12 protein-coding genes are annotated in these 13,750 nt (G+C 54.7%); 6 read left to right on the plus strand and 6 right to left on the minus strand.

What is annotated here, in order from left to right; translation table 11 throughout:
- Window positions 1-30: 30 nt before the first annotated feature.
- From rsmG to mnmE, 3 genes are all read right to left on the minus strand, one after another.
- Complete coding sequence (rsmG, locus tag LB462_RS10155) at window positions 31-675, minus strand: 16S rRNA (guanine(527)-N(7))-methyltransferase RsmG (RefSeq protein ID WP_224507501.1); 645 nt, start codon at window positions 673-675, stop codon at window positions 31-33.
- A complete protein-coding gene (gene mnmG / locus LB462_RS10160) occupies window positions 672-2,537 on the minus strand; it encodes a tRNA uridine-5-carboxymethylaminomethyl(34) synthesis enzyme MnmG (RefSeq protein ID WP_224507504.1) in 1,866 nt (621 codons plus the stop codon). The genes rsmG and mnmG overlap by 4 nt, the downstream gene beginning before the upstream one ends.
- A gap of 632 nt (window positions 2,538-3,169) precedes the next feature.
- Window positions 3,170-4,504, minus strand: coding sequence for a tRNA uridine-5-carboxymethylaminomethyl(34) synthesis GTPase MnmE (mnmE, locus tag LB462_RS10165; protein WP_224507506.1), 1,335 nt, complete (start codon window positions 4,502-4,504; stop codon window positions 3,170-3,172).
- Between the two features lie 73 nt (window positions 4,505-4,577).
- Between mnmE and LB462_RS10170 the strand changes: the two genes are divergently transcribed.
- Window positions 4,578-6,584: a thioredoxin domain-containing protein gene (locus LB462_RS10170; protein ID WP_224507508.1), complete on the plus strand. Its 2,007-nt coding sequence runs from the start codon at window positions 4,578-4,580 to the stop codon at window positions 6,582-6,584.
- Window positions 6,585-6,587: 3 nt separating this feature from the next.
- Here the strand turns inward: LB462_RS10170 and rho are convergent, their stop codons facing one another.
- The 3 genes from rho to hemE all read right to left on the minus strand — a co-directional run bounded on the left by rho (window position 6,588) and on the right by hemE (window position 9,645).
- Window positions 6,588-7,853 carry a transcription termination factor Rho gene (gene rho, locus LB462_RS10175; RefSeq protein WP_106714794.1) on the minus strand — a complete coding sequence of 422 codons (1,266 nt, stop codon included), beginning with the start codon at window positions 7,851-7,853 and terminating at the stop codon, window positions 6,588-6,590.
- Window positions 7,854-8,050: 197 nt separating this feature from the next.
- Window positions 8,051-8,590, minus strand: a complete 540-nt coding sequence (gene hemJ / locus LB462_RS10180; protein WP_224507510.1) for a protoporphyrinogen oxidase HemJ — start codon at window positions 8,588-8,590, stop codon at window positions 8,051-8,053.
- 23 nt (window positions 8,591-8,613) lie between these two features.
- Window positions 8,614-9,645 carry a uroporphyrinogen decarboxylase gene (gene hemE, locus LB462_RS10185; protein WP_224507716.1) on the minus strand — a complete coding sequence of 344 codons (1,032 nt, stop codon included), beginning with the start codon at window positions 9,643-9,645 and terminating at the stop codon, window positions 8,614-8,616.
- A 400-nt stretch (window positions 9,646-10,045) separates the two neighbouring features.
- Between hemE and LB462_RS10190 the strand changes: the two genes are divergently transcribed.
- The 5 genes from LB462_RS10190 (at window position 10,046) to dnaQ (ending at window position 13,708) form a co-directional block, all read left to right on the plus strand.
- On the plus strand, window positions 10,046-10,879 hold the full coding sequence (locus LB462_RS10190; protein WP_255626549.1) for a pyruvate, water dikinase regulatory protein: 834 nt from the start codon (window positions 10,046-10,048) through the stop codon (window positions 10,877-10,879).
- 28 nt (window positions 10,880-10,907) lie between these two features.
- A complete protein-coding gene (locus LB462_RS10195; RefSeq protein WP_224507515.1) occupies window positions 10,908-11,501 on the plus strand; it encodes a Maf-like protein in 594 nt (197 codons plus the stop codon).
- The gene (locus LB462_RS10200) at window positions 11,494-12,351 is read left to right on the plus strand and encodes a shikimate dehydrogenase (RefSeq protein WP_224507516.1); all 858 of its coding nucleotides are present in this window, start codon (window positions 11,494-11,496) and stop codon (window positions 12,349-12,351) included. The genes LB462_RS10195 and LB462_RS10200 overlap by 8 nt, the downstream gene beginning before the upstream one ends.
- Window positions 12,348-12,929 (plus strand): dephospho-CoA kinase, encoded by a 582-nt coding sequence (gene coaE / locus LB462_RS10205; protein WP_224507518.1) that lies wholly within the window; start codon window positions 12,348-12,350, stop codon window positions 12,927-12,929. The genes LB462_RS10200 and coaE overlap by 4 nt, the downstream gene beginning before the upstream one ends.
- Before the next feature lie 68 nt (window positions 12,930-12,997).
- On the plus strand, window positions 12,998-13,708 hold the full coding sequence (dnaQ, locus tag LB462_RS10210) for a DNA polymerase III subunit epsilon (protein WP_224507521.1): 711 nt from the start codon (window positions 12,998-13,000) through the stop codon (window positions 13,706-13,708).
- Window positions 13,709-13,750: the final 42 nt, after the last annotated feature.

Consider the following 13,750-nt stretch of genomic DNA (forward strand, 5'->3'; position numbering starts at 1 on the left):
TGATCGGGGCCGATCAAGCGAATGCAAATTCTATTGGTTCGTGTCAGTCCGTCTCAAATTGCTGATTTGCAGGACTACAGAATCTTTGTCGACGGCACTTTCACGTTCTACCAGATGAAACGACCATGCGTCACGGCTTTCCTCGATTTCCCTGCGGTAATCCCGTCCTTTTTGAAAAAGTGCTACCGCACCCCGTGTCAACCAAGGCTCCGCAAGCGTAAATAAGCGGCTCAACGAGGCAAGCGCGCGGGCAGTTATGATCTCCGGGGCAGCTATTTTGGCCCATGTGGCATCGATTCGCATAGCATGGACGGTCCCAGGGGCCGAGAACTGGCCAATCGCTGTGCGCAAGAAAGCAGCCTTCTTGCCATTGCTTTCGACCAGGTCGATACTGCCCCCGGATCGTTGTTTCAGAAGAATTGCCAGGACAATACCGGGAAACCCACCGCCAGAACCAAGATCCAGCCATTTCAGGGCATTTGGCGCCATATCGAAAAGTTGAGCGCTGTCCACGATATGCCGTTCCCATAGCTGATCGAGTGTTGACGGCGATGCCAGATTGATAGTTCTCGACCACTTGCGGAACAACTCTTCAAAACCGAGAAGGTCATCCACTGTTTCACGTGAAACATTGGATAATACCTCTTGTAGACGTTTTTCCCGACCTGGAATCACGCTACATCACGCGTAACGGTCCGGCGTATTTGCGTGATGATAAGCGCCAAGGCCGCGGGGGTCATGCCATCAATGCGCTGCGCTTCAGCAATCGAGCGTGGCTGCCGCTGCTTCAACTTTTGCTTTAGCTCATTCGATAGGCCAGGTGTTGCGGAGAAATCAATCGACTGCGGAATCAGCAAGGACTCTTCGCGCTCCATAGCCGCCACGTCGGCTTTCTGCCGGTCAAGATAGACGGCATACTGTGCTTCAATCTCCAGCGCATCAGCAATGGGACCATCGATCTCACGAAGCTCCGGCCAAATTTGCTTGAGACGCGCGAAGTCGATGTCGGGGAACGCCAACAGGTCATAGGCCGAGCGCCGGATGCCATCCTGGTTCAAATGGAGATCCGCCCGCGCTGCCGCATTGGGAGTGATCGTCAAGCCCTTTGCGAGTTCGCGCGCTGCATCGAGATCACGCGTCCGGCCAGCAAAGCGTTCCTTGCGTGCCGTGCCGAGAATGCCAAGCCGTTCAGCCATCGGAGTCAAACGTTCATCAGCATTGTCTGCCCGAAGCGACAATCGGAATTCCGCCCGCGATGTAAACATGCGGTATGGCTCGCTTACGCCGCGGGACGTAAGATCGTCCACCATGACGCCAATATAGGCTTCCGTCCGCTGAATAATGACAGGAGCGGAACCGGCGGCGAGACGAGCCGCATTGAGACCGGCAAGCAGACCCTGTGCAGCGGCTTCCTCATAACCTGTGGTTCCGTTGATCTGGCCCGCCATGAACAGGCCCGAAATACGGCGTGTTTGCAAGCTGCGATCGAGTTCGCGCGGATCGACAAAATCATACTCGATGGCGTAGCCTGGCTGCAACATAACAGCATGTTCCAAACCCGGTATGGTCTTCAAGAGATCGAGCTGAACATTCTCCGGCAGCGAGGTCGAGATGCCGTTGGGATAAACGGTGTTGTCGTCGAGACCTTCCGGCTCAAGAAATATCTGGTGTCCGTCCCGATCCCCAAACTTTACGATCTTATCCTCAACGGACGGACAGTAACGCGGACCGACACCTTCAATGGAGCCAGAATACATGGCCGATAGATGCAAGTTCGCTCGAATGATTGCATGTGTTTCCGGCGTCGTTCGCGTGATTCCGCAATCAATCTGCGGGTTACGGATCGAATCCGTCATCAGCGAAAACGGCAAGGGATCCGCATCAGCGGATTGCATGTCCAGGTTCTGCCAATCGATCGAACGCCCGTCGAGCCGTGGCGGCGTGCCAGTCTTCAATCGTCCGAGCGCAAACTCATGTTTTGCCAAGGTGTCTGAGAGGCCAAGGGCAGGGGCTTCACCGATACGTCCCGCCGGGATCTGCTTTTCCCCAATATGGATGAGACCACGCAGAAATGTTCCCGTCGTTAGAACCGCTGACGCGCAGGATAGCACGCGCCCATCCATCAATTGGACTCCAATAACCCTGTCATTTTCAATAGCAAGATCACTGGCACCGCCCTCAACCACAGTTAAGTTGGCTTGCTCGGCAATTGCCTGTTGCATGGCTACGCGATAGAGCTTGCGGTCCGCCTGGGTGCGCGGCCCGCGGACTGCAGGACCCTTTCGCCTATTCAGCAAGCGAAACTGGATACCCGCGGCGTCGGCTACACGACCCATCAGTCCATCAAGTGCATCGATCTCGCGGACGAGGTGACCCTTGCCCAATCCCCCAATGGCCGGATTGCACGACATCACTCCGATCGTGTCAGCACGATGTGTGATCAGCGCCGTCCTTGCGCCAAAGCGCGCAGAGGCTGCCGCTGCTTCACAGCCGGCATGACCACCACCAATAATGATGACATCAAAAACGTCTTCCACGTGCCAGAACTTTCAAAGATTCGAATCTGTGCCTTGATGGGCAAAACCGCACCGGGAGTCAAGTATGAGTGACTACGGCGTGTTTCACGTGAAACAATTTGACCTATCATTTATCCAAGCTTCCCCCTTGCCACGCCCGCTTTTGCGTCTGGCCATTGCCTGCATGCTGGGAAGACGGGCGGTCGTCGAAGCGCGTCTTGGTAGAATAAAATGCGATCCGAAGACCGCCCGTCCGGCGTCTTTTGATCCCGTCCGTTCCGCTTGGGAGGCCTCGGCACCGGGAATACCATTTGCGATATTCCATGCGTCGCCTCCCCCTTAGAGTGCTCGTCCAGCACACGCCAATCGTAGTACCGGCAGGGGAACCCTTGGATAAGTAGCCATGATATTTTTGTCTGAAGGTTCGATCGGGACGCTTCAAGGGTGCTGATTTGCCGGATGGCATTGCTGCTGTGCGTGGTTCGCCAAGCTCACATGAGCGAATTGGGTGGGCTGCAGCGATAAACGCCGGGATTCAGTCCTCGGAATCGCCTACCAACGCTGGCACTAACGTGGAGGCCGGGACTTCAGAAGCGTTGCCGACACCTTAACCCACCAGAAACTTTATCCACGCCGGGCGTGTTTCACGTGAATCATTTGCCGATGCAAAATTGCGAGAAGACAACATCCAGTATATCTTCGACGTCCACATCCCCGGTTATCCTGCCCAACGAATGTGAGGCGCGACGCAAGTATTCGGCCCGAACTTCCAGGGGCGCCGCTTCGTCGTAAACCGCAGCCGTGACCTCCCGGATGGTTTCCGTCAGAAGTTCCATGTGCCGGCGACGTGTGGGCAATGGGTCAGAGAGATTACCCGCAGCAAGAGCTGCCCGTTTGGTGAGCGCCTCCAACAAATCATCCAGTCCTTCCCCGGTTCGGGTGGAGATAACCAGATCATATTTGGCAGCCGCCGAAGGCGACGCGAGATCGGATTTCGTGCCAAGACGGAGTGTTACGCTATCTGCAACATCGTCCAGCGCGGGCGCTACCGGGTTTGATAGATCGGTTAACGTAATTACCAGATCCGCTACGGACGCCTGTTCTCGAGCGCGGTCGATCCCGATTCTCTCGACCTTTCCCTCGGTTTCGCGCAAGCCGGCCGTATCGGTGACCAGCACAGGAAGTCCGTTCAGATCGAGTTTGATCTCGATCAGGTCCCGCGTCGTTCCAGGCTCGTCAGATACTATGGCAACATCGCGACCTGCCAGCGCATTAAGAAGGCTGGATTTGCCCGCATTCGGCGCCCCGACGATAACCACGCGAAAACCGTCGCGGACCATCGCACCACGTTTTCCATCTGCAACATGCTTACCCACGCGATCGGCCAAACCGCGCATCGACTGCCAGACCTGATCGGAGACCGATCCCGGGACATCCGATTCATCAGCAAAATCGAGCTCGGCTTCGATCAGAGCGCGCGCACGTATCAGTTCAGTGCGCCAGGAGGCATAGAGAGTTGCTTGGGCCCCCGAAGATATCTGTAGCGCAAGCTTGCGTTGGCCGTCGGTCTCCGCCGCAATCAAGTCGGCGAGGCCCTCAGCCACCGTCAGGTCGAATTTGCCATTGGCAAAAGCTCGGCGGGTAAACTCTCCCGCCTCCGCCAACCGGCAACCTTCAAATTTGTACAACGCAGTAATCATAGCGTCCACAACGGCCTTGCCCCCATGAAGATGGAGTTCAGCGCAATCTTCGCCGGTAAAGCTCGCCGGCGCGGGAAAGAACAGTGCCAGTCCACGATCGATGGGACTGTTCTCTGAATCCCTGAAAGATCGCAAGGCAGCAATCCTCGGCTCGGGAAGGCCGCCGGATATTGTTTCGATAACGAATCGAGTCTGCGGTCCGGAAAGGCGTATAACAGCTACGCCGGAGGGAAGCCTGCCGCTGGAGAGGGCGAAAATCGTATCGCCAAAAACATGGTTCTGTTTCATTTCATTCAATCCACGCCTACACTAGGCCTTGATAGACTGTCGCGTTTCATTCGAAAAGGGTGTTGCAGTTTCGATGTTTGATAAAGCCAATCTGCTCGGCCACGAATCCAGCCCCTATCTGCGCCAGCATGCGACAAACCCTGTCCACTGGCGGCCATGGGGCAAGCATGCATTGGACGAGGCTCGGGAAGCCGGGAAGCCCATTCTATTATCCGTTGGCTACGCCGCTTGCCATTGGTGCCATGTCATGGCGCATGAGTGTTTCGAAGACGCTGAAGTCGCAGCACTGATGAACGATCTGTACATCAATGTGAAAGTGGATCGCGAAGAACGACCTGACATCGATCAGATCTATATGGCCGCTCTCGGTGCGATGGGCCAACAGGGCGGCTGGCCATTGACTATGTTCCTCACGCCGGGAGCGGAGCCCTTCTGGGGCGGGACGTATTTTCCCAAGCACTCCAAGTATGGCAGGCCGGGCTTCCTTGACGTGCTACGTTCGATCAGCTCAGCCTGGCTTCAGGATCGGACGCGCGTCGAGCAAAATGTCCGGCTGATTACCAAGCACGTGAGCCGGCGGCTTAACGCCCAAGCAGAGTCCACCCCGATTAATAAAAATCTGTTCGATCAGTTCGCCGCGGATGTTTACAGCATGATCGACCTAGCCAAGGGAGGCCTATCTGGTGCCCCCAAGTTTCCAAATGCTCCCTTCATGGATACTTTGTGGCTCTCCTGGCTACGAAATGGCGAGATAGCACATCGGGATGCATTTCTAACCAGTCTGAAAACAATGCTTCAAGGCGGGATTTACGATCATCTAGGCGGCGGATTATCGCGCTATTCAGTCGATGAGGATTGGCTGGTGCCGCACTTCGAAAAGATGCTCTACGACAATGCGCAGCTCATCCGCCACGCCACATACGCATATGCCCAGACCCAAGATGAATTGTTCCGTATCCGAATCGAAGAAACGGTCGGGTGGCTGCAGCGGGAAATGCTTATCGACGGACGCTTTGCTTCCAGTCTTGACGCTGACAGCGAAGGGGAGGAGGGTCGCTTCTATGTCTGGGAGGCTGCCCAAATCCCTGATGAACCAGAATTCCAGACTTTCTGCCAAGTCTATGATGTGCACGAGGAGGGGAACTGGGAGGGAAAGACGATTCTCAATCGCCTCCACGCTCTCGACAGCCTCGATGCCGACGTTGAACGACAACTGGCCGGCGCAAGGCAGAGGCTCTTTTCCATACGGGAGAAACGTGTCCGCCCCGGACGGGATGATAAAGCACTAACCGATTGGAACGGTCTGATGATCCGCGCGCTCGCAGAAGCTGCACCCGCATTCGATCGGCCGGATTGGTTGCAACTAGGCGCAACAGCTTATCGTTCCATATCCGAATCGACTGTGGATGGGCGGCTTCCACATTCGGTCCTCGGTGAATCGAAACTGTTTCCAGGGCTATCATCAGACTATGCCTCAATGATCAACGCGGCTCTATCGCTCTATGAGGCGACGCAGGAAAAGCCATATATCAAGGATGCGCAGCATTGGCTGACAATGCTGAACAAATGGCACAAGACCGAAGACGGTAACTATGCCCTTAGCGCTTCTGACAGCGCGGATGTCATCATTCGCGTGCGCGGCGATCAGGATGAGGCAATACCCAGCGCCACCAGCCAGGTCATCGAAGCGATGGCGCGGCTGGCGACGGTCGCGGGAGATGAGGAACTTCGGCAGAATGCGGAACGTATTGCTGAGAATGCGTTGGGCCGGGTGATCCAACAGCGTTACGGACAGGCTGGGGTTTTCAACAGCGCCAACCTTCTGCTTGAGCCGTTGAAACTGGTTATCGTTGCGCCGGAGATAGACCATCCCCTTATGAAACTGGCGGCTCACACACCTGACCCACGCCGTACCGATATATGGATTGAGTTTCGCAAAGGCGAAAAGATGGAACTCGTTCCGGGCGCCGGCGAAGTCACAATAAACAAACCCGCAGCCTATTTGTGCCGCGGGTTCGTCTGTCTTGCACCAGTGGAGACAACCGAAGCGCTTCAAGCACTGCTTCGGCCAAATCCTTAAACGTTACGTATTCATCGAATCGAAGAATTCGCCATTGGTCTTGGTCTGCTTGAGCTTGTCGATAAGGAACTCGATCGCATCTGTCGTGCCCATGGGAGCGAGAATACGGCGCAGAACGAAAATCTTCTGCAGATCCTGACGCGGCACGAGAAGGTCTTCCTTACGCGTACCGGATTTCAGAATATCCATGGACGGGAAGATGCGCTTGTCGGCGACCTTGCGGTCGAGCACGATTTCGGAGTTGCCGGTACCCTTGAACTCTTCGAAGATGACTTCATCCATACGGCTGCCCGTGTCGATCAGCGCTGTCGCGATAATTGTCAGCGAACCGCCTTCTTCGATATTACGCGCGGCACCAAAGAAACGCTTCGGCCTCTGCAGGGCATTGGCGTCGACACCACCGGTCAATACCTTACCGGATGACGGCACCACAGTATTGTAGGCGCGGCCAAGCCGGGTAATCGAGTCGAGCAGAATGACCACATCGCGGCCATGTTCGACAAGACGCTTTGCCTTCTCGATAACCATCTCCGCGACCTGTACGTGGCGTGACGCGGGCTCATCGAAAGTAGACGACACGACTTCGCCCTTCACCGAGCGCTGCATGTCGGTCACTTCTTCCGGACGTTCGTCGATCAGAAGCACGATAAGATAGCATTCCGGATGATTGGCAGTGATCGAATGCGCAATATTCTGCAAGAGTACGGTTTTACCCGTGCGGGGCGGTGCAACAATCAGTCCACGCTGGCCTTTGCCAAGTGGCGCGACCAGATCGATGACGCGAGCGGAAAGATCCTTGGTGGTAGGATTCTCCAATTCCATCTTGAAGCGTTCATTTGGATAGAGCGGCGTCAGATTGTCAAAATGGATCTTGTGGCGGATTTTTTCCGGATCTTCGAAGTTGATGGTATTAACCTTGAGAAGGGCGAAATAGCGCTCACCTTCCTTCGGTCCGCGGATCGGGCCTTCCACTGTATCGCCTGTTTTCAGCGAAAAACGCCGGATCTGCGATGGTGAAATATAGATGTCATCGGGGCCCGGCAGATAATTGGCATTGGCGGAGCGCATGAAGCCGAAGCCATCCTGCAAAATCTCGACCACGCCTTCGCCGATGATTTCTACCTCCTGCGAGGCTAGTTTTTTCAAGATCGCAAACATCAATTCCTGTTTGCGCATGACGCTGGCGTTTTCAACCTCGAGCGATTCGGCAAAGGCGAGAAGGTCAACCGCGGTCTTGTTCTTGAGTTCTTGTAGTTTCATTTCCTGCATGTGTGCGGAACTCTTAATTCTATTGGTGTGAAATGGGAAAGGGAAATGACGATGCCTGAATGCAGTGCCACTAAAAATGGCCGAAGATTGCTGTGGCGGTATTTCCGGAGAGGAGGCCCTTGTCTAGCCAATCATGGCCATAAGGGCAAGAGATTTCATCAGTGGTATTGATCACTGACTAAAATTTTTATTATCGATCAAAATGGCTTTATGATGACCATGATCACAATAATGATCATCAGCATGGTCGGTACCTCATTCATCATACGCCAGAAGCGAACCGTCTTCACGTTTCGATCCTCTGCAAATAGCCGTACCGCCTTGGAAAAATACCCATGCACGCCCGAAAGAATGAGAACAGATAGAAACTTGACGTGAAACCAGCCATCCATATACGCGGCCGATTGCCAGGCAAGCCACAGCCCCGCGAGCCAGGTCACCCCCATGGCGGGATCGATGATCGCCTTCAACAGGCGATTTTCCATCACCTTGAAGGTTTCGGATTGAACTGAACCCGGTTCGGCAGCGCAGTGATAAACAAACAATCGCGGCAAATAGAGCATGCCAGCCATCCACGAGATAACGGCTATGACATGGATCGCTTTAACCCATGGATAGGCGCCACCGGGATACAGGAAGACCAGCGTGATGACACAAAGCGCCACAGCCGCAGCGATCAACCGCGGCAGAACCGGAATTTTCTTCGATTCCGCATTGGTCAATTTGATATCGCTCATACTGCTTGGCCTACCCTTGAGAATCAGGTCCGGATCGTGGCCTGACGTACGCGGTTTACCATCTGCTCGACATGGGACACCGGCGCATCCGGTGTAATGCCATGACCCAGATTGAAGATCAGTGGTCCCTGACCCAACGCATCCAGAATAGCATCGATGCCATCGTCCAGAGCCCGACCACCAGCAACGACCCGCAAGGGATCGAGATTGCCCTGAACTGCGCCACCACCCTGCAATGAAGAGGCCATGGAAAGCGGCACTGACCAATCCAGTCCGAGTGCGGTGACACCGGTACGCTCCCGATAATTCACATAAAGCGCACCCGCGCCCTTGGGAAACCCGATAATCGGAACATCCGGATGGACTTCGCGAACCTTTTTAACGATCGCCGCAACAGGCGCCACGCAAAACTGCTCGAAGCAGGCTTCATCGAGAACACCAGACCAGGAATCGAAAATCTGCACCGCATCGGCACCCGCATCAATCTGACGGATGAGGTATTCAGCGGACACATCAGCGAGCTCGTCCAGTAGCTTTTGAAATGCCTCCGGGTTGCGATAGGCAAAAAGTCGGGCGGGAGCCTGATCCGGTGTGCCATGTCCGGCAATCATATAGGTCGCCACCGTCCAAGGCGCCCCACAGAAGCCAAGCAAGGTTGTCTCGGTAGGGAGTTGCCGCCGTAGCAGCCGCACGGTCTCATAGACAGGCTCCAGGCGATCAGCAGCGCCTTTCGATTCCAGCCAGAATATCCCGTCCTTGTCGATCGGGGTCATCAGTGGGCCCCGTCCTTCCTCAAAACGAAGATCGCGCCCGAGCGCGTGCGGGACAACCAGAATGTCAGAAAACAAAATTGCCGCATCGAAACCAAAACGGCGAATAGGCTGCATGGTTACTTCGACAGCCAAGTCTGGCGAATAGCACAGGTCGAGAAAGCTGCCAGCGTTCTTTCGTACTTCTCGATATTCGGGAAGATAGCGCCCCGCTTGGCGCATCATCCAGATTGGTGGAGGAAAGACAGTCTCGCCTCCAAGGACTTTCATCACTTTGCGAACCATCATTGGTCACTCCCAGTCTGTCTTACAAAAAAGAAATTTAGATCTAATTGGATTTTCTGATTCTTAGAGTCTGTTTGTAATGGGAATTACCACATTGCCAGAATTTTCCCACAACGAACAATTCCGGGTTCAATCCAGAATAACTGGAGCAAAGTTCCCAAGGATAGTGGTAAAAATCGATATAAGTCAATAATATCAATTATTTAACTTAGGATCAATTGTGGATAATCCTGTGAAAACCATGGGAAAACAGGCGAAAAGTCGCAATAGTCCACAGAATTGTAGAACGATCGGAAAGAGTTCCCACAGGCAGGCTCGCTGTGGATGACTTGCCAACAATTCACATGGCTGCCATCACTTGTGGAGGCGCTGGCACTTTGTCCCCAGTCATCAACAAGACATGGAATTTTCTGTGACGAAACCGATAAACTACTTTCATCTTCACATGATCTCTGATGCGACGGGAGAGACTCTCATCGCAGCCGGTCGGGCCGCCGCGGCACAATATGCCCATGCACGGGCGATTGAGCATGTCTATCCACTGATAAGGACCGAAAAGCAGATCAAAAGAGTGCTGGAAGGCATAGATGCCGAGCCGGGTATCGTCCTTTACACGATCGTCGATCAGCGGCTTGCTGCCATGATCGACGATACTTGCGCGGCAATCGGCGTCCCTTGCGTATCCGTACTCGAACCGGTCCTCACGCTGTTCCAATCGTATCTTGGCGCTCCGGCGGGACGGCGCGTCGGCGCTCAGCACGTGCTCAATGCAGAATACTTCCAGCGGATTGACGCGCTCAATTTCACAATGGAGCACGATGATGGCCAGCTCCCCCCGGATATCGAGGAAGCGGACGTCATTCTGATCGGGATTTCACGCACGTCGAAAACGCCAACCAGCATTTATCTCGCCAATCGTGGTATCAAGACTGTCAATGTTCCTATCGTTATCGGGGTGCCCATTCCGGACGTTCTAGTGAAATGCGAAAGACCCTTGATTGTCGGATTGGTCGCTTCGGCGGAACGTATTTCACAGGTACGTCAGCACCGCGTGCTCGGCGCAGCTCTCAGCTTCGACGCCGACCATTACCTCGATCGCGCCAATATTATCGAAGAACTGACCTATGCACGGCAGATTTGCCATCGGCATAGTTGGCCGATGATCGATGTTTCTCGCCGTTCGATTGAAGAAACCGCGGCGGCGGTTCTTGCCCTGCGTTCGCAGGGGCGGTAACGCATCGCTGGTCAAGGGAGAACCAAACATGGATATCATTCTCGCCTCCAAGAGCCCGTTCCGTGCCACATTGTTGAAAAATGCTGGTATTGCTTTCACCGTTCAGTCGGCTGACATCGATGAACGTGCGGTGGAGGCGCCCTTATATGATAGCGGCGCAACGCCAGAAGATGTCGCGCAGATTCTGGCGGAGGCAAAAGCTCTCGATGTCAGTGAGCGCAACCCTTCCGCATTGGTCATCGGTTCCGATCAGACACTTTCCCTGGGCGATGAGATCCTGCATAAGGCGGACGACATGGAAGCGGCTCGCCGGCAATTGCTGAAACTGTCTGGAAAAACGCATCACCTCAACAGCGCGGTCGTTCTCGCCAAGGATGGCCAGACATTGTGGCGGCACGTGTCGGTCGCACGCATGACTTTGCGCGGTCTCGATCCGGGTTTCATTGGTAGATACCTATCGCGCGTTGGAACTATCGCTTTGCAAAGTGTTGGCGCTTACCAGATTGAGGACGAAGGCGTTCAGCTGTTCGAAAAGGTCGATGGCGACTATTTCACCATAGTGGGTTTACCGCTTTTACCATTGCTTGCGGAGTTACGCCGTGAGGGCGCGATAGATGGCTGATCATCCAAAGGCATTTGTGACGGGATTCCCCATTCGCCACTCGCGTTCACCGTTGATCCACGGCTATTGGCTAAAGAAGTATGGCCTGGAAGGCTCGTATCAGGCCATCGAGATTGCGCCGGAAGGCTTTACTGATTTTGTCCGGAGCATGCAGGACAATGGCTATACCGGGGGCAACGTAACAATACCGCACAAGGAGATGGCATTTGCCTTGTGCAAAAAGCGCGAAAGTGCCGCTGAAGATATCGGCGCTGTCAACACGCTGTGGTTTGAGGATGGGGAGTTGTGGGGTGGTAATACCGATGCCTACGGTTTCCTCGCTAATCTGGATGCCCTCGGCCCAGGCTGGGACAATGGCGATAAAGCGCTGGTTCTCGGCGCCGGCGGTGCCAGTCGTGCAGTCGTTTATGCGCTGAAGCAGCGAGGATTTAATGAGATCCGCATAGTCAATCGCACGGTGGACCGAGCGCAGGCACTTGCGGATCGCTTTGGGCACGGCATTAGCGCGCACGGATGGCGGGCAATTCCCGAGTTGCTGCAAGACGCCACATTCATTGTCAACACGACGTCACTGGGCATGGAAGGCGAGGATGATCTGACCTTTGATCTGTCGTCCGCAAATGCAAATGCCTTGTTGACCGACATTGTCTATGTTCCGCTGGAAACACCGCTGCTGAAGGCCGCGCGGGCGCATGGGCTGAGAACGGTGGACGGTCTTGGCATGTTGTTGCACCAGGCTGTTCCCGGTTTCAAACATTGGTTTGGTGCCCCACCGGAAGTCACGCCGGAACTGCGAGCACTTATTCTTGCCGATATGGACAGACCAACCCACGGTGGGAAGTTCACATGATCGTGCTTGGCCTGACGGGTTCGATCGGCATGGGCAAGTCAACATCCGCTCAGATGTTCATTGACGAAGGCATACCGGTTTACTCGGCAGATGAGACTGTGCATTGGCTTTATTCTGGTGCGGCCGCTCCATTGATCGAGGCGGCATTCCCTGGAACGACCGAAGACGGCAAGGTGGATCGCACGAAACTTTCCGCCGCGGTCATGGGAAATCCCGTGGCGCTGAAAAAGCTCGAGACGATTGTCCATCCGCTGGTGCGGGCCGAGGAAAACAGATTTCGAGATGGCGCGCGCGCCAATGGTGCGAAACTGGTTGTCGTCGATATTCCTTTGCTTTTTGAAACAGGGGCTGAAGACCGGGTTGACAAGATACTCGTCGTTACAGCGCCTGAAGAAGTGCAGAGAAAGCGCGTTCTCGAACGCGCCGGCATGACGCCAGACAAGCTGGACGCCATTTTGGCACGCCAGACTCCGGATGCGGAAAAGCGCGCCCGCGCCGATTTCATCATCGACACACGCCATAATTTTGACGTCACCCGAGATGAAATTCGCAGAATTATCAGTGTGCTCACAGTATAGGGGGAAACATCCAGTCCCCACTTGCCCGCATTGGCCAATTCGTGGAACTTGGACAAAGGGGTGATTCCATGCGCGAAATCATATTTGATACAGAAACAACTGGCCTCGACCGGCTTGACGACCGGGTCATAGAGATCGGTGGCGTTGAGCTTATCAACCGGTTCCCGACCGGACGGACATTCCATGTCTACATCAATCCCGAAGGCAAGGTCATCCATCCTGATGCGCTGGCCGTGCACGGTATCAGCAATGACAAGCTGGCCGACAAGCCGCTTTTCGCCGGGATACTCCATGACTTTCTCGATTTTATCGATGGGGCGAAATTGATTGCCCACAATGCGACATTCGATATGGGCTTCATCAATGCGGAGCTCAACCGGCTCGGTCATCCGCCGATTCACAATGACCGCGTCGTGGATACACTGGCGCTGGCGCGGCGAAAACATCCGATGGGGCCGAATTCGCTCGACGCCCTCTGCAGGCGCTATGGTATCGATAACAGCCACCGCACAATGCACGGCGCTCTACTCGATTCGCAGCTTCTCGCCGAAGTCTATATCGAGCTGATCGGTGGTAAGCAGGCTGCACTTGGCCTCACGATTGCCGAACAGGCAAACAACCGGCAGCCTGGCGATGTTTCGGGAACAATTATCATTTCCCGCCGGCCAATACCGCTTCAACCTCGTTTAACCGAGGCCGAGAAAATGGCCCACGCGCAGCTGGTCGAAAAGATTGGCGACAAGGCCATCTGGAACGAACGCATAGCTTCTGCTGCTTGAATGAAAAAACCCGGGCGAGACCCGGGTTTTTCAACTTTAAAT

Origin of the sequence: Phyllobacterium chamaecytisi (assembly GCF_020164455.1) — a bacterium.
Classification (GTDB): domain Bacteria; phylum Pseudomonadota; class Alphaproteobacteria; order Rhizobiales; family Rhizobiaceae; genus Phyllobacterium; species Phyllobacterium chamaecytisi.

Excerpts from the sequence above, each read along its gene's own strand:
- mnmE (WP_224507506.1), bottom strand. The coding sequence starts at position 4,504 with ATGAAACAGAACCATGTTTTTGGCGATACGATTTTCGCCCTCTCCAGC.
- LB462_RS10170 (WP_224507508.1), top strand. The coding sequence starts at position 4,578 with ATGTTTGATAAAGCCAATCTGCTCGGCCACGAATCCAGCCCCTATCTG.
- rho (WP_106714794.1), bottom strand. The coding sequence starts at position 7,853 with ATGCAGGAAATGAAACTACAAGAACTCAAGAACAAGACCGCGGTTGAC.
- hemJ (WP_224507510.1), bottom strand. The coding sequence starts at position 8,590 with ATGAGCGATATCAAATTGACCAATGCGGAATCGAAGAAAATTCCGGTT.
- hemE (WP_224507716.1), bottom strand. The coding sequence starts at position 9,645 with ATGGTTCGCAAAGTGATGAAAGTCCTTGGAGGCGAGACTGTCTTTCCT.
- LB462_RS10190 (WP_255626549.1), top strand. The coding sequence starts at position 10,046 with ATGGAATTTTCTGTGACGAAACCGATAAACTACTTTCATCTTCACATG.
- LB462_RS10195 (WP_224507515.1), top strand. The coding sequence starts at position 10,908 with ATGGATATCATTCTCGCCTCCAAGAGCCCGTTCCGTGCCACATTGTTG.
- LB462_RS10200 (WP_224507516.1), top strand. The coding sequence starts at position 11,494 with ATGGCTGATCATCCAAAGGCATTTGTGACGGGATTCCCCATTCGCCAC.
- coaE (WP_224507518.1), top strand. The coding sequence starts at position 12,348 with ATGATCGTGCTTGGCCTGACGGGTTCGATCGGCATGGGCAAGTCAACA.
- dnaQ (WP_224507521.1), top strand. The coding sequence starts at position 12,998 with ATGCGCGAAATCATATTTGATACAGAAACAACTGGCCTCGACCGGCTT.